Below are 19,897 nucleotides of genomic sequence, written 5' to 3' on the forward strand. Positions count from 1 at the left end.
TTTGGGTTGAAAGCGGCGGTCTCTGTGCGCCTAAAGCTGGGTAGAGTCCAGCCCAGGGGCAAGATGGCTCACCGCATGGTGAAGCCCCTTGTCGCCGCCACCAGAGTGTCTGACGGCAGAAACATCAATGATTCCAGTTGTGTCCACAGTATTGCCGCATGTACGGCCCGTCCCGGGAAAAGCTGACCTGCAACCAACGCATACAATCCGAGCTGGGTAAGATAGTTCCCCGGCACGTCGCCCGGCCCCCCGGGCACCGACGCATCGGACTTGTAGTCGACCACCGTTACCCCCCCTTCGTCAACCACCAGACGATCGATCCTCCCCGTCAAACGAATGGGCTGCCCATCACGACTGGCATCAAGCAGGAACGGCACTTCCGCCCGGCTGGCGGGGCCGAAGATGGGCGCCATCCCCGGCCGATCGAGAATGGACAGCGCCTTGGCCGCGACACGGGCATGTTCGGCAGGCGAATCGGGCAGCAGGGCCTCGAGCGCCTTGCGGGCGATGGCGGGACGGATGTCCGGCTCAAGCCGGCCCAGATGCTGCAGCAGGGCATGAAGCGCAATGCCTTCCCTGCGGGCCAGCTCGGCGTCGCGGGCCAGCTCGGCCAGGCCATCGAGCGCCACGAGGGGCGCAACGCGCTCGCCCGCCAGCGAAGGCGACACCAGCGGCACGACCGGCGGCGCGGGCACCGGGGCAAAGGCGATGGGCTGATTGGCCAGCGGGACGAGCTCGGCAAGGCGCTTGACCGGCTGCGGCGCTATCCGCTCGCGCGGATAGACCAGTGCGGTCTCCTGCCCTTCGGCATCCAGCTGGATTTCGCTATCGGGGCGCAGGGCGCGGTCGATGGCCTGGTACCAGGTACCGTCCAGCTGGCTGTCAATGGTCCTGCCCGGGGTCAGCGCGCCGGTGATGTAGAGCTCATCTTCGGCACGGGTCATGGCGACATAGAGCTTGCGCCAATATTCCTTGCCCAGATTTGCCTCGACACCGTCGCGCACGGTCCGGCTCTGCGGCACATGGGACTTCTTGCCCGAGGCATGCACCAGCAGCGGCCCGGGCGCCTCGGCCAGCAGATAGACCGGCCGGTTGGTCTGGTTGCCCTGCGGTTTGCTGGCAGCATCGGCCAGGATGACGATGGGGGCTTCGAGGCCCTTGGCGCCATGCACGGTCATCACCCGTATGCCGGTGCCCGCCTCGGCCAGTTCGCGCTTGATCGACACCTCGCTGCGGCGCATCTCGGCAACGAAGCCCTGCAGCGAGGGTTGATCGCCCTGCTCATGCGCCAGCGCCAGTTCGAGCAGTTCGGCAAAGACCTCGTCGACCTCGTCGCCCAGCCGCTGGTGGAAACGGCGCAGCCCGCCTTCGGCGTAGAGCACCGTGGTCAGGAATTCGAACGGCCGCTCGAAGTCGAGCGCCCCGCGCCAGTTCGACAGCTGGGCATAGGCGGCGGCACAGGCCGGGTTCGTGCTGGCCTTGAGGGCCTGGTACAGGGTTTCGCCCTTGGCGCGCGGCTGGGCCAAAGCGAAGAGATCGTCTTCGGAGAGGTCGAAGAGTGGCGAGCGCAGCAGGGCCGCCAGCTGCAGATCCTCGGCCGGGTTGAGCAGCACATCGCAGAGCGCCAGGAGGTCCATGACCGCGATGTGCTTTGACACTGCGAGCCGGTCGGCACCCGGGGTGGGCAGTCCTTCCTGTCGCAGCGCACGGATGATCTCCTGGAACACGGCGCCACGCGACTGCACGAGGATCAGGATATCGGCGGGCCGCACCGGCCGGCCGCGATGGGCCAGCGGGCGCTTGGTGTCGATCCAGCCGCGAATCTCCCTGGCGATGCGCTGGGCGATCTGGCGCGGCGCGGTGAGATCGCCCCCGGTGGCGGGCTCTTCCGGCCAGGCACGGGCGCCGGTATCGGCCGGAGCCTGCTGCACGGGCGGCCACAGGGTAACACTGCCACCGGTGGTGGGGCGGGCGGTGTCGTGATGCACCTTTTCCCGCGCCAGCAGCGCAGCCTGGATTTCGCTCTGATCGCTGACCTTGTCCACCGCAAGGAGGATTTCGGGCAGGGTGCGGAAACTCATATGCAGGCGCAGGGGCGCGAAAGGCACGTTGACCACGCTGGCCTGTTGGCGGAACAGGTCACCGGTCTCGCCGAACAGGCGCGGCTCGGCCCCTTGGAAGGAGTAGATCGACTGCTTCTGGTCACCCACGGCAAAGAGCGAGCGCAGCCGGGTGATCTCGCCCGCTCCATCGAAGAATTCGGCGGCGATGGCCTTCACCACGCGCCATTGCTGGGGATTGGTATCCTGGCTTTCATCGACCAGGACATGGTCGATGCCGGCATCGAGCTTGTATTGCACCCAGGGGCCGACCTCCGGATTTTCCAGCAGGTCGCCCATCTTTTCGATCAGGTCGTCGAAATCGAGCAGCGAGCGGGCGCGCTTGTGGCCCTGATACCTGCCGGCGATCAGCGCCAGCACGTCGAGCAGGGCCTCGCTGCGCTCGATGACGAGGCTGGTGCGGCGCTCCTCCATCAGGGCGGCCAGCCGTTCCGCCTCGGCCAGCGCCAGCCGGGCCAGGGCTGGATCGGCCTTTTCCAGCGCCTTGCCGGGGAAGTTGGCGGGCGGGATGTCGTCATTGGTGAGGAAGGCGGCGCGCCAGTCTTCCGGGCGTGGCGCCTGGGGATCGAGAGCGCGCAGCTTGTTGGCCAGGGCCTTGCCGCCCAGCGCGATAAGCGGGCCGATCTCGGCAGGTCCGACCAGCCGCTCATCGACAATGGCGGCGGTGATGGCCTGGCTGGAGCGGGGCTGCGGTGTGCCGAGCAGCGCGCGCAGATTGGCCTTGGAGACGTCCGGCCTGGCCAAGACGGTCTTGAGCTTGCGCGCATCGCTGAGAGCGAGCTCGACCGCTTCGCTCAGCGCGAAATCGCTGAGCAGGCCAAAGAGCGTTTCCACCGCCGCGGTGGCGCCTTCGCCGCGCAGGCCGGCGGCCAGCACCGCCTCCCGTGTCTGGGTCAGCAGCTGGCTGCGCTCTTCGTCCTCGATCACCTTGAAGTCGAAGGGCACGCCGGCTTCGAGCGGAAAGCGATGCAGCACGCTTTCGCAGAAGGCGTGGATGGTGACGATCTTGAGCCCGCCCGGCGTGTCGAGCGCCTGGGCAAAGAGGGTGCGCGCGCGCTCGATTAGGTCCGGCCTATAGGCGGCACCCTCGACCTCCTTGAGTTCCTTGACCAGTTCGGCCTCGGGCAGCGTGGCCCAGCGGGCCAGCTCCTTGGCGACGCGGCCGCGCATTTCGGCGGCGGCCGCCTTGGTATAGGTGAGGCAGAGGATGGACTGCGGCCGAGCGCCGGCCAGCAGCAGGCGCAGGACGCGGCGGGTGAGCACGAACGTCTTGCCGGAACCGGCATTGGCCTCGACCCAGATCGACATGCGTGGATCGGCCGCCTGGGCCTGGCTGGCGCGGGTCTGCGGATTGATGACGGGCTTGCCGCGCTCGCTGCTCAAAACAGGTCCTCCTCCTCATCGTCCACGGCAGTCCATTCGTCCATGCGGGCGAGATGGTCATAGGCGCCGGGGAAGCGCTGCGTCTTGAGCGGAAGGAGCCGCGACGGCATGGGCGTGTCGCGGAACAGGAAGAGGTCGACATGGCGCTGCAGACGAAGTGAAATTTCCTCGGCGGCGCTCATGATGGTGTGGCCCTCGCCCAGCGCGAACGGCTTGGGGTTGAAGGCCTCGGGGCCCAGGCCGATCTTGATATAGGTCAGCGCCGAGCTGTCGGCCGGAGGCAGGCCCGCGAGGGCTCCCGCCCGCGCCATCTCCGCCTCGAGCAGCAGTTGCGGGGCCTCGAAGGCCTTCATCACGCCTGAGGCGGGCACAGAGCCGGTCTTGAAATCGAGGATCTGCACGGTGCCGTCGATCATTTCGTCGACCCGGTCGGCCCGTCCCTTGAGGGTGAAGCCGGTGGGGAGCGGCCATAGCCCGTCGATCTCGGCATGACGCTTGCGCACGCCGGCATCACGCTCGCGCTCGAAATCGAGAAACTGCCGCGCGGCGGTCTCGAAACGGCGGAGCCAGATGTCACGGCGCTCGGCAATGCCCTCGAGCCCGGAAAAGGCCTCGAAGGCAAACTGCTTGAGCGTCTCGAAGGCATCGGGCGCCATGACATCATGTCCCTCGATGACAAAGCGGGCGAGCACATCGTGGATGATGGTGCCGCGTTCGCGCGCCTCGGGCGTTTCGCCCAGCGCGTCGAGTTGGCGCAGGCGCAGCACGTGCTTTGCATAGATATCGTAGGGCGAGCGCATCAGCGCCTCGATTTCGGTCACCGAGAGCTGGCGCGGGCGCAGGGCCGCGGGCGGATTGGGCGCCGGGCGGCTGGCGGCGCGCGCCTCGGCGACGGCATCGAGGCGGCGCGCCTGGTCGAGCCAGACATGGCCGCGCTGCTGCCAGGCCTTGGCACTTTCCTCGCCGGCAAAGGCTTCCAGCCGCTGCACGAAGCGGCTGGGCAAAGCCGGACTGGTGCCGACGCGGTCGGAATAGGCGATGATGACAGTCTCGTTGCCCAGGCCTTGCGCAAAGTCATGCGCGGCAAGGCCTTGCCGGCGCTCGGGGGGCTCGAGCCCGGCTGCCAGCCGCATGCCGCGGCTGAGCCAGGGGCCGGGATCGGCTGTTTCGGGCCATTTGTCTTCGTTGAGCGCGCAGAGGATCAGGAGGTCCGGATTTTGCAGGCGCGCTTCAAGCTGGCCCCATATGGCGATATCGGCCCGCCGATCCTCGCGGGTGCGGACCTGAAAGCCGGCCATCAGCGCCAGGAGAACGCGTTCGAGGCCCTGCGGAGGAAAGCTGTGCCCCTGCTCGGCCAGCGCCTGCATCTGGCTGGCCCAATCGGCCAGCTCCTTGCGTCCGGGAATGTCGGCGCCGTCGGCGACGATATCGAAGGCGGCGCAGATCGCGGTGGCGAGGGCCCCGGCCTTGATGCGGCGTTCGGCCAGCAGCGCCATCAACGGCGCCAGCGCCGTCTCCATGCGGACGAACAGCGCTTCGATGGCTTCGGCCTGGTTTGGGTAAAGCCGCCGCGCGACATGTTCCGTTGCCTTGCCGACATTGGCATGGAGCAGCGCGCGCAGGCCCGCCAGACCCGGATTGGGGCGCTGCCCGCGCAGCAGGCCCAGTTCGATATCGTCGGCCAGGGCCGCGACGTCGGCGCGGCGCAGGCCGAATAGTGCAGCACGGTTGCGCAGCAGGGCAACGAGATCGATCGGGGCGCAATTGCCGGTGGCAAGCGTCAGGATCTGCCGCAAGAGCCGCCCGGCGGCCGACTGGAACAGGGGCGTGCCGGCGGCATCGTCAACGAGGATATCGAAGCGCTTGAGCTCGGCGGCGATGCGGCGGGCGAGGTTGCGATCGGGGGTGACGATGCCGACGGTCCGCTTGTTGGCGAGCCAGTGACGCGCGGCCAGGGCGACGGCGCGGCCCTCCTCGTCTTCATTGCGGGCCTTGATGACGGTGAGGCCCTCGCAGGCCATACCCACTTCAAGACCCATCAGTCGCTGCCCGGACCATTGGGCGGTGTCCCGGGTCAGCGCCAGGGCGCGATTGACCAGCGTGGTGCGCAGGTTCTCGACCGGCGCCAGCTCGGTCACCGACTGGGCAGAGACCCCGAGCAGGCGCAGCAGCTTGGCCAGCCCATATTGCGGATGGCCATGCGGGTTGTTGTTGTTGTCGAGCAGGGCGGCATGGTCGGCCGCGCTCATGCCGCAATCGAGCCCGGGCAGCACCACGACGCCGCGCGGCAGGGCATTGATGGCTTTGAGCAGGCGGGCGGTGGCCGGAATCGAGCCGGTGGAGCCGGCCGCGATCACCGGTCGGTCGCCATAGACGAGGCTTGCGGCCTGGGCCTGACGGTCAAGCCGCTGCCCGCGCAGGGCGGCGATATCGGCCTTGCCCAGCGCGTCCAGATGCGCGGGCCAGTAGGTCAGCGCAATATCGAGGAAGGCCAGCGTCTGCTGCCAGTATTCGCCCAGATTGGCCTCGATTTCGGGGACGATGGCGCGGATGTCGGCGGCAGTCCGCTCCTCGGTCAAGAGGTCATCGATCAGCTGGCCGAGCGAGTCCGCCATAGAGAGGATTTCCCCCGCCGTGGGCGGGCTGGAAAAGGCCCGCTGTCCGGCAGGGGAGTTGGCCCATTGATCGACAAGGCTGGACAAGGACAGCCGGCGTTCGAGCGGGGTGGCTGGTGGCAGTGGCGTCGGCGCGTCGAAGGGCGGCAGGAAGGGCTCTTCGTCTTCGACTTCGCCGCCGAAGGTGCGGATGTCGGGCAGCAGGCCGTGGCCAAGCCGGGCAAATTCCTCAGCCAGCGCCAGTTTTGCGCGGCGGGTTGGCACGACGATGGTGACGTCGCTCAGCCAGAAGGGATCCGTACGGTCGGTCCCCGAAAGCAGCGTGCCGTCGCTGACTTTCTCGGCCAGGAGAGGCAGGAATTTCGCGTGCGGCGCGATGGAGAAGACGCTCATGGCGCCAGCCGCCGCTCGGCCTCTGCCAGCCCTGCCGCATCGGTGACATTGAACCACGGCGCGTCGAGCACCACGCCATGCAGCGTCTCGCGCCCGAGAGCGGCGTCAAACAGATCCTCAAGGGAGAAGGCGCCATCCGGTGTTGCAGCGAAGAGGCCCTTGCCCAGCAGCGCAACGCCGGCATGGATGACCGGCGCGCCATAGTCGCGGGTGATCAGGCCCTGGGGCGACAGGCAGAAATCGTGGCTGCGGGCAAAGCCGGCGGCGTTGCGCGGATGCACGCAGAGCAGGACGATGTCCTCCTGCGCCGTGTGGCGGGCCACCATGCGCTGCAATGGGGCGTCGCTGCCGGCCGGCCAGAAGCCACTGGTCTGCATCACGAAGAACGGATCGGCATGCAGCATGGGCAGCGCCTGCCTGACGCCCCCGCCGCTGCCGAGGGGGACCTCCTCCCGGCTGACTTTGACGAGGCCGCCGAAATGGGCGAGCACGCCCGTGTCACCCGGCAGGCCGTTGGCGACAAAGCGCGTGGCTCCTTCCGCCCGGGCATTGGCCATGACGCGCTCGACCAGGGGCAGGCCGGCGACCGGCCACAGGACCGTGTCATTGCCGGCGGTCAGCAGCATCACGTCGGGGAATCGGGTGGTTTCGATCATGGCCGGATAAGACCGGGGCGCGCTCGGGATGTCCAGTGCGCCTCCGCTCAGTCCGCGCTGGTGGCGGGGTGGCCATCGATATGGCCCAGGCTGCGCTCCGGATCGATGCGGTCGCGCACCAGCTGCTTGAGCTGCTTGACGTCGGGAAATCCGCCGTCGCGTTTGCGTTCCCAGACGAGATCGCCATCGAGGCTGATCTCGAAAATGCCGCCGGTGCCGGGCACGAGGGTGACCGCGCCCAGTTCGAGGCTGAATGTGGACAGCACTTCCTGGGCCATCCAGGCGGAGCGCAGCAGCCAGTTGCACTGGGTGCAGTAGGTGATGGTCAGCTGCGGCTTGGCCTCGTCCACGTCAGGCCTTCTGGCGCTTCTTGTGGTCGGCCGGTTCGACCAGGCTCGCCAGGATGGCGTCGACCAGGTCCAGATCCTGCCGCTTGCCGGCGGCCTGTTGCTGCAGGTCGACGAGATAGGAGGTGGTGTAATAGAGCCGGCGGGCCAGCATGGTGGCGATGTGGAGCGAAAATTCCGGGCGGCTGTCGAGGAAGGTCAGCGCATCGGGGATTTCATAGGCGGTGACAGCCGACAGCGCCTTGACCGTGGCGGAATGGGGCATGTCGAGCAGCACGGCCATTTCCCCGAAGATCGAGCCGGGCTCATCGACATGGGTGACCTGGGTGCGTTCGCGGATGACCTCGACCTGGCCGTCGACCAGCACATAGAGCCGGCCGAGCCGCTCGCCCTCGGGCAGCATGACCGTACCCGGCTTGAACGTGACCTGCTTGAGGCCTTCGCAATATTCGAGAATGTCGGCCATCTGCACCTCCGCCCGATTGGGCTTTGTATATCGTGCAAACTCCTGGCCGGTCAAAGCAAAGCCGCCCGGGGGTGAACCCGGGCGGCCTTGGCGTGGCTTAGTTCAGCCAGATCACGGTGCGGCTGGTGCCATCGACCAGCGCGGGGCGCTCGCCGACATAGACATAGGAATAGCGCGAATCGGGAACCGGGGTGAGTTCGACAGTCTCGGGCAGCACATAGCCGACCACGACGTCACCCTCGACCTCGGCCGAAGCGACCGGGTTGGCCATGGCGTAATCAGCCGTGGCCTGCGGCACGAGATAGCCCGGCGACTGCACGAAGGCGCGGGTTTCCATGTCGACGATCCAGACGCGGTCATTGGCATAGATATAGCCATAACGGTCATCGCCCTGGATCGGGTAGATGGTCACCTCGGCGGGGACCACATAGCCGATCTCGGCTGCGCCATCGATATAGATGGGCTCGACCGGATTGGCGGCGACATATTCGATCGAGGCGGTCTCGATGCCGGTCTCGGCACCGATGGTGGCGCCGGCAAAGCCGCCGATCACGGCGCCGATGGGGCCGCCGAGGAAGAAGCCGAGGGCCGCGCCGCCAGCGCCACCACCGGTCGCGCCGATCACGGCGCCGGCTTCGGCATTGGAGCTGGACTCAACGCCGACAACCTTGTCCTGGGCAAAGGCCGGGACTGCAGCGGCGAGCGAAAGTGCGGCCACGGAGGCCAAAAGGAGGTTCTTCATGTTATTATTTCCTTCGTATCGGAGGGCCTGAGCCCTCTTGCTTGCGGAGCGCGGTGCCGGGCGGCGCCGCGCATCTGTTCCGCCCCGTGGCCCATCAACGGGCTCATGCCGGGTTCGTTCCGATGACGAAGCAATTGTGCGTTCGCGCCGTGGCGCGATGGCCTCAGGCGCGCGCGACCGAGAGCTGCAGATCGTTTTCGCTGACAATGCGCTGATGCGTCTCGGTGACGGACTGCACCTTGTACTGGATGACATGCCCCTCATAGGGGAGCAGGGCCACGATCTTGCATTCGCCGGCCTTGCGGCTGGACGAACCGCGATTGGGCAACAGGTCGAGCGTCTGGCCGATTTTGTATTTGTGCATGCTGAATCTCCAGAGATGCAGGCGCCGCCCGATGAGGGGCGGCGGCCCGCTTGTGGACTAGAGAACCGACAGGTTCGTCGCGCTGGCGCGGCCGTCGCGGCCCTTTTCGACTTCGAAGGAGACCTTCTGGCCTTCATTGAGGCCCGACAGGCCCGCACGCTCGACAGCCGAGATATGCACGAAGGTGTCGGCGCTGCCGTCATCCGGCTGAATGAAGCCGAAGCCCTTGGTGGAATTGAAGAATTTGACAGTGCCGTTGATGGCCATGATAGCGATCCCGAAAAGCCCGGTCGAAAGCGAACGAGCGTTATTCCCGCGGCAACATGCACACGGGATTGCATAAAACGTTCGCAAGATTGGGGGTTCGCCGCGTGGCTAGCCGTGCAAGGCTGAAAACGTATCCGCCCTTGTAGCACGTCTGCCCCTCCCGCAACAAGGCAAGCCTCTGGACCGGACGGCGCAGGGCGCCTCCGGGTTTCGCTAGCGGACGGACCCCGAGGCGGATGCCGCCTCTGGTATTTGTAAAACGAGACGTCAGCCGCCTCGGGGCGCCGGTTTTTGGAACAGTCCCGGTTATCGCGCACGATGGTCGCTCGCCACGTGCGGCCAGGTCTCGAACCTGCGCGAGAGGCAAAGCCCGCGCCCGGCTCACCCCGCCACTGTTCGCCTGCAGGCCGCCCGTGCGGGGTGATGGCCATGATTTTACGAGAGCTGGCGCAGCCGGGGATAAGATTGTTCCGGCACGGCCAAGCCCCCGGCGTCCGGCCCCGCAGCGCGCTCTCCGCCATGGGGATTGGCAGAATCGGCAGGCGGACCGGACCGGGCGGCCAGGCCCGCCCGGTAGCCGTCCTGATAAATTCCCCGCCGACGCTCATCGATCAGCCGGGCCAGCTTTGCGCGGCGCCCGGTCGTATCGGCCCTGGCTTGGTGCAGTGCTGCGGCGGGCGGCTTGAGGCGCATGACCGGCAGCTTGTTGCCGTCCAGGTTCCACATCGTGCAGTTCAAGCTTGCGTCCAGAACAGTGTGGAGGCTCTCCCAGGCGTCGAGCGCCGCCCGCGCCTGTCCCAATTGCACCGCCAGCCCCGCCAGATCGGGCGCCGCCACCGGCAGCCGCTCGCCGCGCCGGCGGATGAAGGGTGCGCAATCGCTGAGCAGGCCCTCGGCAGTGATGCGCACCGCCTCGGACACCGGCGCCTGGGGCTTTTTCGCGCCCAGCGCGATTACGTCCTTGTGCAGGGCGGAGAGGCTGATCCACAGCGCCTCATGCCGCTCGGCCATGGCCTGGGTTGTGATCTCGTGTGGCAACAAAACCTCCTTTGCGGCGACATGCCGGGGCGGAAGTCTAAGGCGGGGTGGAGGGAGGGGGATAAGATTTTCTTCCCTGCTGTTGGTAGGCAGCAGCACTAGTGGAAGACTACCGGCGAATAAGGTATGCAGAGAAGATGGGGGGCCGCTTGTCGAAGATCGCGCTGGCAGAGTTTACGCCGATTGAGGGGCTAAGCAACGGGGACACGCTGCAGACAGCCGCGCAGCTTCAGCTTGGTCCATGGATTAGTCCCACCGCAAGACTCATCACGTACAGCCCCGATGAATGGGAAACGTTCATAGACGAGTGGGTTTTTTCACTTAAACAGAAATACTCGGATGTACTGCGCTATACCGGCTCAGGCGACATGGGGATCGATGTTGCTGGATTTTCAGATCAGAATTATCTAAACGGGATTTGGGACAACTTTCAGTGCAAGCACTATGGCGCTCCACTAGGTCCTGGGGTGTTGTGGCCAGAAGTAGGCAAGATCCTTTGGTATTCCTTTAGCAAGCACTATGCACCGCCAAGGGCATGCTATTTCGTTGCCCCGCGAGGAACGTCCACAAAATCGACAAGACTTCTGGGTGATCAGAAAGCGCTCAAAGACGGTTTGATCAAGGCGTGGGAAAAATCCGTGCGGACCCACATCGCTTCTGCTCCCGTCGAGTTTGAGGGCGAGTTTGCGAAGTATGTGCTTGCCTTTGACTTTTCCATCTTCAGGCCGATGTCAATTCGTACGGTCTTGGAGCAGCACCAAGCGACTCAATACTACCTTCCACGCTTTGGGGGCGGACTGCCGACAAGGCCAAGACCGGGTTTGCCGCCTGACGCACCTGCTGGCCACGAGAGCGGTTATGTCGCAAAGCTCTTGGAGGCGTATGCAGATCACTTGACGGCTCCGACGCTATCAATTCACGATCTACATCAGCATCCGAAACTAGAGGACCACCTTAAGCGATCTCGTGAGGCATTCTACCAGGCTGAGTCTCTTCGCATCTTTGTGCGTGACAAAGTTGAGCCCGGTACCTTCGAAAACCTCCAGAGCGAGATTTTTGGCGGTGTTATTGATACTCGTAATGCGGAGTACAAGGACGGCTACGAGTGCGTCGTGCAGGTGACTAAGGCTGCACAAGATATGGACTTGGGCGCACATCCACTAAGCGCAAGCGTGTTTCCCACTGACAAACGCGGCATCTGCCATCAATTGGCCAATGATGACCGGCTTGGGTGGCTGAAATCATGACAATGCAAACATTCAATGGGCCTCTGGAGGCCGGTGTGCGCGCCGTCGCCGTTCTTATGGCGCTCTATCCACGCTCTTATGATCTGCAGCGCATGACCGCCTTGGATTACCTGTTGCTGAGGACCCATGAGTTGGGTGGCCCGCCCGACCTGCATCCAGCGGCGCCAATCAGATCACCTGCCACTGAAGTGCGTCGGAGACTCATTGAGTCTGCTCTTTTGCTTATGATGTCGCGCGGTCTTGTCGAGCGGGAAGTTAGCAGTAAGGGTATCAGGTACTTAGCTGGTGAGGTTGCGGCCCCCTTTCTGGATGCTACGCAGTCCCCTTACCTTGGGGAACTACGATCGCGAGCAGAATGGTTGGCGTCGCTTGTCGGAGACTACGACGATGGCGACTTTGACGAACTCATGAAGAACCTATTCGACGACTGGGTTGCCGAGTTCCATGCTGTGGAACGAAGCTCAGGGGCCGACGAATGAGTGCTCTCAGGCTGCGGTATCTCTCATTTTTTGGGCCGAATCGTGCTCCGGCCACTGTGGAATTCCGTGATGGCCTAAATGTCATCTATGGCGCCTCCAACACAGGCAAGTCCTTCATCGTAGAGGCAGTGGACTTCATGCTCGGTGGCAGGGGACCACTTAGGGACATTCCCGAGCGGGTTGGCTATAGTCAGGTGATGCTAGCAATTGAGACGGAAAACAGCGCGTTTTCGTTGCTCAGAAGTACCGAGGGCGGCCCCTTTCGAGTCTTTGACGGGATACACTCTGACAAGCTTCCCGACGGGGAGGGGCGTATCTTGTCGGATCAACACAATGAACGTCGCGAGGACAACCTGTCGGTTCAGCTGCTAAAGTGCCTATCGCTTACCGATAGGCACATCCGACGAAACAGGCGCGGCGATACCCAAAGCTTAAGCTTCAGAAATCTTGCTCGGCTTGTCGTTGTCAACGAAGAAGAGATAATTCAACAAAGGTCGCCGTTGTCGGACGGCAACTATGTTGCGGATACCGCGAACGCTTCGACATTTAAGCTCTTGTTGACCGGGGTCGACGATGGCTCGCTAAAACAGGCCGATACATCTTCACCTGCGCAACAAACGCGCGGCGCTCAACTTGACCTTCTTGACGATCTAATTGGTGACTACAGAGAGCGAATTAAAAAGCTCGCCGGACCACCGCGTGAACTGGAAGAGCAGCTGGAGCGCTTAGAGGGCACCCTACTGTCGCAATCGCAAGACTTAGTTGCTACCGAGGCTCAGTTCAGGGATGCGTCTGCCAAGCGTCGACATTTGTTTAAGCGTCTAGAAGACGACAACAATCGTCTGACGGAGGTGCTAGCACTTCTTGAGCGATTTGCGTTGCTGGCTCAGCACTACGTTTCGGACTTGAAACGACTTGAGGCCATTGAAGAATCAGGGAGCTTGTTTGCCGCGCTCGGCCCTGGTCCCTGTCCACTCTGTGGCGCAGCCCCCGAGCATCACGGTTCGCACGACGACTGTGGGGGTAACGTCCTCCCTATAGTGGAAGCCGCGCGTTCTGAGATGACCAAGATACGGACACGCCAAGGTGACCTGGGCATAACTATCGAGGGCCTTGAAAAGGAGCGTAATACACTTCAGCGACGCATACCTCGAACGGAGCAAAGCATTTCGGAGGCCTCGATCCGGTACGCTGATGTGGTTGCCCCGCTTAAATCCGCAAGGCAAAAATACAGCGACCTTTCAGACAAGCGTGTGAACGTTCAGAAGGCTCTGTCGGCGTACAGCACATTGCAAGATTTAGAGGAAAGAAAATCCTCTCTGGAAAGAGAGTCTGCGACAGACGGTTCAAATACCTATGAGACGGGTCTGTCTGCTTCCGTAGTCGATAAATTTTCCGTCGTTGTCCTGGAATTACTAAAACTTTGGCACTTCCCATCCGCCGATAGACTGCATTTCGACATGAAAACCAAGGACTTTGTCATCAACGGCAAGCCACGGGCATCCTATGGTAAGGGCCTTAGAGCTATTACTCAAGCCGCGTTCTCAATAGGTCTATTGGAATACTGTAAGCGCGAGGACACGCCCCACCCCGGTTTTGTAGTTCTAGACTCCCCCCTCCTGTCCTACAGGGAACCGGACAACCCAGAAGACGATTTGAGAGGTCACGATCTGGACTCCAGCTTCTACAATGCATTGGGCCAACAACAAGGTTGGCGACAGACGATCATTATAGAGAATACAGACCCCCCTGCCAGCGCTGAACGCGCCGGCCACTATATCGTTTTCACCGGTGTCAACAATCGCGGCCGCTTTGGTCTATTTCCACCGCGCTAGCCCCCTCACCCGGCGCTGCGCGCCGACCAACAGAGGCGGGTAGCGATGGGGCTCGGTTCAAGGCCGGGATGGCTCGGGGACTGGCAACGATGCGCAGTCTCGTCCATCATCAGGGCGCAAGGGCGTGCCGGGCTGGAACGAAGTGCGCGCCGCCGCCTTTGTCTTCATTGCGGGCGCGCCACGCGCCACGACACCTTTTTTCCAACCAGAGGATTTGCACCATGAAGCGCAGCGCGACGGCGAAATGGACTGGCTCACTGACCGAGGGCAATGGCACGCTGGACTCCCAGAGCGGCGCTCTTTCGGCCCTGCCCTATACATTCAAGGGGCGCTTTGTTGACGAGAGCGGGCAATCGGGCACCAATCCCGAGGAACTGATTGCCGCGGCGCATGCCGGGTGCTTTGCCATGCAGCTGGCCCATTTCCTGGCGGAAAACGGCACGCCGGCCAGCCAGTTGCAGGTGTCGGCCGCCGTGGAGCTGATCCCGGGCACCGGGATTACCGGCAGCGCGCTGACGCTGGTGGGCAAGGTGGACGGCATCGACGCAGCCAAGTTTGCCGAAATCGCCGAGCGGGCCAAGGCGGAATGCCCGGTCTCCCGGGCGCTGGGGGCGATTGCCGTTACGCTGGATGCGAAGCTGGGGTAGGGGCTCGGATAAGGCCCCCTCACCCGGCGCTGCGCGCCGACCTCTCCCCCAAAGGGAGAGGTGAGAGGCGGGGGCCGCCTCGAAGCTAGACCAGCTTGCCCCATTCGGGGCGCCAGTCGGCGTCGTCGACGATGACGGCGATGGATTTGAGGCCCTCCGCCTGGCGCAGGCTTTCGGCGGCCTCGAGGGCGGCGGGCACCGGGCGGGGGAAATCGGCGATCACCTCGACGGCGGCCACATCGGCCACGGTGCGGCCCAGAGCGCGGCGCACCGTGACGATGACGGCGTCGCGCGGCTGGCGCTCATGAGGGTGGATGCGCTTGAGTTCCGTGGTGATCATATTGGATGGGTCCCCGCCGTGTTGGCTCAACAAGGGCTGAGCGAGTCGGGGGTTCCATCACGAAGTTGCGTTGTGGGGTTGCGTGCCTGCGGAAAGCCCGGGCCCTGCGCGCATAGCGCTCCGGGCCTGGCTGCCTAAAATCGCTCCACCGGAGCGATTTTGCGCGAAGGCGCCGGCAGCCAGCTAATCGTCACCCATCTTGAGTGCCTTGATGAAGGCTTCCTGCGGGATTTCGACATTGCCGTATTGGCGCATGCGCGCCTTGCCCTTCTTCTGCTTTTCCAGGAGCTTGCGCTTGCGCGTGGCATCGCCGCCATAGCACTTGGCGGTCACGTCCTTGCGCATGGCGCGGACGGTTTCGCGGGCGATGATCTTGCCGCCGATGGCGGCCTGGATCGGGATGACGAAGAGATGGGGCGGGATCAGCTCCTTGAGCTTTTCGCACATGAGGCGCCCGCGGCTTTCGGCGACGGTGCGGTGCACCAGCATGGACAGCGCATCGACCGGCTCGGCATTGACGAGGATCGAGAGCTTGACCAGGTCCCCGACGCGGTGATCGGCCAGGGTATAGTCAAAGCTGGCATAGCCCTTGGAAATGGACTTCAGCCGATCGTAGAAATCGAACACCACCTCGTTGAGCGGCAGGTCATATTCCACCATGGCGCGGCTGCCGACATAGGAAAGGTTGCGCTGGATGCCGCGGCGATCCTGGCAGAGCTTCAATATGGAGCCGAGATATTCATCCGGGGTGAGAATGGTCGCCTTGATCCAGGGCTCGCGGATTTCCTCGATCTTCATCACGTCCGGCAGGTCGGCCGGATTGTGCAGCAGCATGGATTCGCCATTGGTCATGGCGATTTCGTAGACCACCGAGGGGGCCGTCGCGATCAGGTCGAGATCGAATTCGCGGGAGAGCCGCTCCTGGATGATTTCGAGATGCAGGAGCCCCAGGAACCCGCAGCGGAAGCCGAAGCCGAGCGCGGCGCTGGTTTCCATCTCGAAGCTGAAGCTGGCATCGTTGAGGCGCAGCTTGCCCATGGCGGCGCGCAGCTCGTCGAAGTCGGAGGCATCGACCGGGAAGAGGCCGCAGAACACCACGGGCTGGGCCGGACGGAAGCCGGGCAGCGGCGTGGTGGTGGGCTTGCGATCATCGGTGATGGTATCGCCGACATTGGTATCGGCCACTTCCTTGATCGAGGCGGTGAAGACGCCGAGCTCGCCCGGGGTCAGCTCCTTGACCTCGACCAGCTTGGGCGTGTTGACGCCGACGCGGTCGAGCTCATAGACGGCCCCGGAGGCCATCATGCGGATGCGCTGGCCCTTCTTCATCACGCCATCGATGATGCGGACGAGGACGACGACGCCCAGATAGGTATCGTACCAGCTGTCGACCAGCAGCGCCTTGAGCGGGGCATTGATGTCGCCCTTGGGGGCGGGCAGGCGGTGGACGATGGCCTCGAGCACGGTGTCGATGCCGAAGCCCGACTTGGCCGAGATTTCGAGCGCCTCGGAGGCGTCGATGCCGATGACATCCTCGATCTGGGTCTTGACGCGCTCGACATCGGCGGCGGGCAGGTCGACCTTGTTGAGGACCGGGACGATCTCGTGATTGGCGTCGAGCGCATGATACACATTGGCCAGGGTCTGCGCCTCGACGCCCTGCGAGGCATCGACGACCAGCAGGGACCCCTCCACGGCGGCCATGGAGCGGGACACCTCATAGGCGAAATCGACATGGCCGGGCGTGTCGATCAGGTTGAGGATATAGGTCTCGCCATTATTGGCCTTGTAGGTCAGCCGGACGGTCTGGGCCTTGATGGTAATGCCGCGCTCGCGCTCGATATCCATCGAATCGAGCACCTGCTCCTTCATCTCGCGCAGGTCCAGCCCCCCCGTGGTCTGGATCAGACGATCGGCCAGGGTGGATTTGCCATGGTCGATATGGGCGACGATGGAAAAATTGCGGATGTGGGAAAGCGGCGTTGTCATGGTGTGGGCTGATAGCAGAAGGCGGGGGTGAGGCAAAGATGGTTTCCGTGGCGTTAACAGCGGGCGGGCTGGTGCCTTTTGCCCCACTCGCGCGTTAGGGGCGCATGCACACGCTTTTCAGACTCATCGCCCTCGCTCCCCTGCTGGTCATCCCCCCGGTGGCGGCGCAGGATATTCTTGGCCCCCTGCAGGACATGGTGGACCGCCTGACCCAGCCGGATGAGCCGCCACGGCGGGTGCCGCGCACCACGGCGCCCAAGCCCGATCTCGTGGCCCCCGTGCCGCGCCCGCGGCCGCCGGACCTGCCCAATGAGCCGGTAGTGGATGCGGTGGAAACCCCCGTGCCCCGCCCGGAACCGGAAGCCGCCCCGGTGGCGGAGCAGGAAGCCGAGCCCGCGGTCGAGGCCGCACCCGAGCCCCCCGTTGAGCCAGAGCCAGAGCCAGCGCCAGTGGCCGCGCCTGAGCCTGAGCCCGAGCCGGTGGCGGAGCCCGAACCGGCCCCGCAGCGGGTCTATCAGGTGGCCTGTCCGGCGGTGATCATGGGGCTGGTGGAAGCCGAGATGGCGCCGCCGCTGAGCGAGGGTATCTGCGGGGAGCAATCCCCGCTCGTGGTCACCGGCGTGATGAGCCGCGGCCGCATGGTGCCGTTTTCGAGCCCCGTCACCACCAATTGCCAGATGGCCAGCGCCCTGCCCGACTGGGTGGCGAGCGTCGACGGCTATGCCGAGGCCATGCTGGAAAGCCCGCTGGCCAGCGTCGATACCGGCACCAGCTATATGTGCCGCAACCGCAATAATGGCGAGGGCGGCTTCACTTCCGAACACGGCTTTGCCAATGGGCTGGACGTCATCGGCTTCACGCTGGAAGACGGACGCGCCATCACGGTCGATACCGACTGGATCCGCGCCGTTGCGCCGGAGGGCAGGCTGCTGCGGCTGGCACATGACGCGGCCTGCGGCAGTTTCACCACGGTACTGGGGCCCGAGGCCAATGCCGAGCACAGCGACCACCTGCATCTCGACCTGGGCTGCCATGGCGAGAGCTGTACGGCGCGGATCTGCGAGTAAAGAAAGCCCCCAAAAGCACAGATCGTCACCCTCGGGCTTGACCCGTGGGGACTTCACTTAACGAGGGATCGGCAAGTGTAGAGCCCTCGGGTCAAGCCCGAGGGTGACGATCGAGTTGGGAAAGACTACTGCGCTGCAGGCGCAGCTTCTGCTGCCGGGGCCGCCTCCGCGGCAGGAGCCACCGTGCCGGCCGGGGCGGGGGCGGCCGGGGCAGGAGCGGCCAGGTCGGCATAGATGGCGGTGACGGCGTCGACGCCGAGGCGGTCGGCGCTGCCCTCGGCGCAATCGGGCGTGGTCTTTTCGACATCGGCCTTGACCAGGCCATAGGCCTTGGCGGCGGCCGCGGCGTCCATGCTGAGCGCGGTTTCAAGGCGGACCCGATCGGCCGCCATGCCCTCTGCAATGGCCGGCTCGATCGGCACGGCGCATAGCTCGATCACCGCCTGGGTGGCGTAAAAGCCGGTCAGCATATTGGCCTGCTTGGGCGTGGTATCGAGGCTGGCCGCCGGATCGATGACGATATCGGTCGCGGCCGGCGGGGCCGGTGCAGCGGCGTCCTGGGCGACGGCACTGCCGGTGAGCAGAGCGAGCACGGCCAGCGCGGCGAGGGGTCGGATCATCGGAAGCTCCTTGAAGGCGGGGTCAGCCCCACCTTCAACGGCCCGAATGTGGCCTCAGCACGGCGCGCGGTCGCAGGCAGGGTGATGGGCGGGCAAATCGGCCCAGTCATGCAGGCTCATGCTGTCGGGATCGAGCGGGGCGCGATCGGCGGCGAAGAGACCCGCGACGAGGCGGGCGAGACGGGTAACGAGACTAGACATTTTGTGACCTCCTTTCAGGTCGGATGTGGACAATGATGCCGTTGTGCGCCCGGACCAGTGCAGGCGCAATGGACAAGGTCGCTGACAGAATATAGAAAATCTATATGGCAAACCCATTTCCCATTCCGCTCAATGCGCTGCGCGCCATCGAGATCGTGGCGCGGCGCGGCGCGCTGGCCCCGGCGGCCGAGGAGCTTGGCGTCACCATCGGCGCGGTGAGCCAGCATCTGCGCCGGGCCGAGGAGCGGCTGGGCATGGAGCTGTTCGAGCGCACGCCCGCCGGGCTGCGGCCGCTGCCGGCCCTCAAGGCCGCCATGCCGCAGCTGACCTCGGGTTTTGCCGCGCTGCAGGACGGGCTCGCCAGCCTCAAGGGCAGCGACGAGGGCGTGCTGAACCTGACGGTGGGCAGCGTCTTTGCCTCGCGCTGGCTGATCTGGCGCATCAACAAGTTCACCCTGCTCAACCGCGATATCGAGGTGCGGCTCAACGTGACGGCGGCCATGCTGGACCTGAGCCGGCCCGACGTCGATTGCGGCATCCGCTATGGCGATGGCCAATGGCCGGGCGTGCGGGCGGAACTGATCGGCGGCACGCAATACCAGCCGGTCTGCGCCCCGCCGGTGGCGAGGCTGCTGACCCGCCCGGCGGACCTGGCCCATGTGCCGGTGATCCAGGACGAGACCACCATGCTGAGCTGGGACGCCTGGCGCGCCGCAGCCGGGCTCGACCCGGCGATCAGGTTGACCGGACCGGTCTATTCGGACGCCTCGCTGGCCTTTGACGCGGCGATTTCCGAACAGGGCGTGCTGATGGCCGCCGACATGATGAGCGCAGACGCGGTCAGCGACGGCCGACTGGTGCGGCCCTTCGACCACGCGGTGGACGGCCCGCTGGGCTATTGGCTGGTTACGGCCCAGGGGCGGCGGGAGAGCCGCAAGCTGCGCGCGTTTCGGGAATGGCTCAAGGTCGAGGTGCCGGCCAGCGTCAGGGGCTATGTGCACCAGAGCCGGGGGTAGGGCGGCCTGTTCAGAAGCGCCAGCCCGAGCCCCGAATGCGGGCGGGAGCTGGCGCGGATTTCGCC

At 64.7% G+C, this 19,897-nt stretch carries 19 protein-coding genes; 6 read left to right on the plus strand and 13 right to left on the minus strand.

Features of this window, described 5'->3' with window-relative positions; all coding sequences use genetic code 11:
• Positions 1-68: 68 nt before the first annotated feature.
• The 9 genes from addA to ACLI1C_RS00645 form a co-directional block, all read right to left on the minus strand.
• Positions 69-3,503 carry a double-strand break repair helicase AddA gene (gene addA / locus ACLI1C_RS00605; RefSeq protein ID WP_411394915.1) on the minus strand — a complete coding sequence of 1,145 codons (3,435 nt, stop codon included), beginning with the start codon at positions 3,501-3,503 and terminating at the stop codon, positions 69-71.
• Positions 3,500-6,511 carry a double-strand break repair protein AddB gene (gene addB, locus ACLI1C_RS00610; protein WP_411394916.1) on the minus strand — a complete coding sequence of 1,004 codons (3,012 nt, stop codon included), beginning with the start codon at positions 6,509-6,511 and terminating at the stop codon, positions 3,500-3,502. The genes addA and addB overlap by 4 nt, the downstream gene beginning before the upstream one ends.
• Positions 6,508-7,167 (minus strand): hypothetical protein, encoded by a 660-nt coding sequence (locus tag ACLI1C_RS00615; protein ID WP_411394917.1) that lies wholly within the window; start codon positions 7,165-7,167, stop codon positions 6,508-6,510. Before ACLI1C_RS00615 ends, addB begins: the two co-directional genes overlap by 4 nt.
• A 47-nt stretch (positions 7,168-7,214) precedes the next feature.
• The gene (locus ACLI1C_RS00620; protein WP_411394918.1) at positions 7,215-7,517 is read right to left on the minus strand and encodes a SelT/SelW/SelH family protein; all 303 of its coding nucleotides are present in this window, start codon (positions 7,515-7,517) and stop codon (positions 7,215-7,217) included.
• A gap of 1 nt (position 7,518) precedes the next feature.
• Positions 7,519-7,980 (minus strand): Crp/Fnr family transcriptional regulator, encoded by a 462-nt coding sequence (locus ACLI1C_RS00625; RefSeq protein ID WP_411394919.1) that lies wholly within the window; start codon positions 7,978-7,980, stop codon positions 7,519-7,521.
• A gap of 97 nt (positions 7,981-8,077) precedes the next feature.
• A complete protein-coding gene (locus ACLI1C_RS00630) occupies positions 8,078-8,722 on the minus strand; it encodes a DUF1236 domain-containing protein (RefSeq protein WP_411394920.1) in 645 nt (214 codons plus the stop codon).
• Positions 8,723-8,885: 163 nt separating this feature from the next.
• Positions 8,886-9,086, minus strand: a complete 201-nt coding sequence (locus ACLI1C_RS00635; protein ID WP_411394921.1) for a hypothetical protein — start codon at positions 9,084-9,086, stop codon at positions 8,886-8,888.
• 57 nt (positions 9,087-9,143) lie between these two features.
• Positions 9,144-9,353 (minus strand): cold-shock protein, encoded by a 210-nt coding sequence (locus ACLI1C_RS00640; protein WP_332688762.1) that lies wholly within the window; start codon positions 9,351-9,353, stop codon positions 9,144-9,146.
• Between the two features lie 435 nt (positions 9,354-9,788).
• The gene (locus tag ACLI1C_RS00645; RefSeq protein ID WP_411394922.1) at positions 9,789-10,391 is read right to left on the minus strand and encodes a hypothetical protein; all 603 of its coding nucleotides are present in this window, start codon (positions 10,389-10,391) and stop codon (positions 9,789-9,791) included.
• A 149-nt stretch (positions 10,392-10,540) separates the two neighbouring features.
• Here ACLI1C_RS00645 and ACLI1C_RS00650 point away from each other — a divergent pair, with 149 nt between their 5' ends.
• The 4 genes from ACLI1C_RS00650 (at position 10,541) to ACLI1C_RS00665 (ending at position 14,599) form a co-directional block, all read left to right on the plus strand.
• Positions 10,541-11,638 (plus strand): ABC-three component system protein, encoded by a 1,098-nt coding sequence (locus tag ACLI1C_RS00650; RefSeq protein WP_411394923.1) that lies wholly within the window; start codon positions 10,541-10,543, stop codon positions 11,636-11,638.
• The gene (locus ACLI1C_RS00655; protein ID WP_411394924.1) at positions 11,623-12,117 is read left to right on the plus strand and encodes an ABC-three component system middle component 2; all 495 of its coding nucleotides are present in this window, start codon (positions 11,623-11,625) and stop codon (positions 12,115-12,117) included. Before ACLI1C_RS00650 ends, ACLI1C_RS00655 begins: the two co-directional genes overlap by 16 nt.
• Positions 12,114-13,952, plus strand: a complete 1,839-nt coding sequence (locus tag ACLI1C_RS00660) for an AAA family ATPase (RefSeq protein WP_411394925.1) — start codon at positions 12,114-12,116, stop codon at positions 13,950-13,952. The genes ACLI1C_RS00655 and ACLI1C_RS00660 overlap by 4 nt, the downstream gene beginning before the upstream one ends.
• A gap of 221 nt (positions 13,953-14,173) precedes the next feature.
• Positions 14,174-14,599: an OsmC family peroxiredoxin gene (locus ACLI1C_RS00665; protein ID WP_411394926.1), complete on the plus strand. Its 426-nt coding sequence runs from the start codon at positions 14,174-14,176 to the stop codon at positions 14,597-14,599.
• Between the two features lie 85 nt (positions 14,600-14,684).
• Here the strand turns inward: ACLI1C_RS00665 and ACLI1C_RS00670 are convergent, their stop codons facing one another.
• Together ACLI1C_RS00670 and lepA are read right to left on the minus strand one after the other, a co-directional pair.
• Positions 14,685-14,939: a hypothetical protein gene (locus tag ACLI1C_RS00670; RefSeq protein WP_411394927.1), complete on the minus strand. Its 255-nt coding sequence runs from the start codon at positions 14,937-14,939 to the stop codon at positions 14,685-14,687.
• Positions 14,940-15,122: 183 nt separating this feature from the next.
• Positions 15,123-16,928: a translation elongation factor 4 gene (gene lepA, locus ACLI1C_RS00675; protein WP_411394928.1), complete on the minus strand. Its 1,806-nt coding sequence runs from the start codon at positions 16,926-16,928 to the stop codon at positions 15,123-15,125.
• Positions 16,929-17,032: 104 nt separating this feature from the next.
• Here lepA and ACLI1C_RS00680 point away from each other — a divergent pair, with 104 nt between their 5' ends.
• The gene (locus ACLI1C_RS00680) at positions 17,033-17,995 is read left to right on the plus strand and encodes an extensin family protein (RefSeq protein ID WP_411394929.1); all 963 of its coding nucleotides are present in this window, start codon (positions 17,033-17,035) and stop codon (positions 17,993-17,995) included.
• A gap of 125 nt (positions 17,996-18,120) precedes the next feature.
• Here ACLI1C_RS00680 and ACLI1C_RS00685 read toward each other — a convergent pair whose 3' ends face one another.
• Both ACLI1C_RS00685 and ACLI1C_RS00690 read right to left on the minus strand, forming a co-directional pair.
• The gene (locus tag ACLI1C_RS00685; RefSeq protein ID WP_411394930.1) at positions 18,121-18,615 is read right to left on the minus strand and encodes a hypothetical protein; all 495 of its coding nucleotides are present in this window, start codon (positions 18,613-18,615) and stop codon (positions 18,121-18,123) included.
• A gap of 54 nt (positions 18,616-18,669) precedes the next feature.
• Entirely contained in the window at positions 18,670-18,816 is a 147-nt protein-coding gene (locus ACLI1C_RS00690; protein ID WP_411394931.1) for a hypothetical protein, read from the minus strand.
• 104 nt (positions 18,817-18,920) lie between these two features.
• Here ACLI1C_RS00690 and ACLI1C_RS00695 point away from each other — a divergent pair, with 104 nt between their 5' ends.
• Complete coding sequence (locus ACLI1C_RS00695; RefSeq protein ID WP_411394932.1) at positions 18,921-19,832, plus strand: LysR substrate-binding domain-containing protein; 912 nt, start codon at positions 18,921-18,923, stop codon at positions 19,830-19,832.
• Positions 19,833-19,897 lie beyond the last annotated feature (65 nt).

The organism is Devosia sp. XGJD_8 (genome assembly GCF_046614475.1).
Lineage (GTDB): Bacteria > Pseudomonadota > Alphaproteobacteria > Rhizobiales > Devosiaceae > Devosia.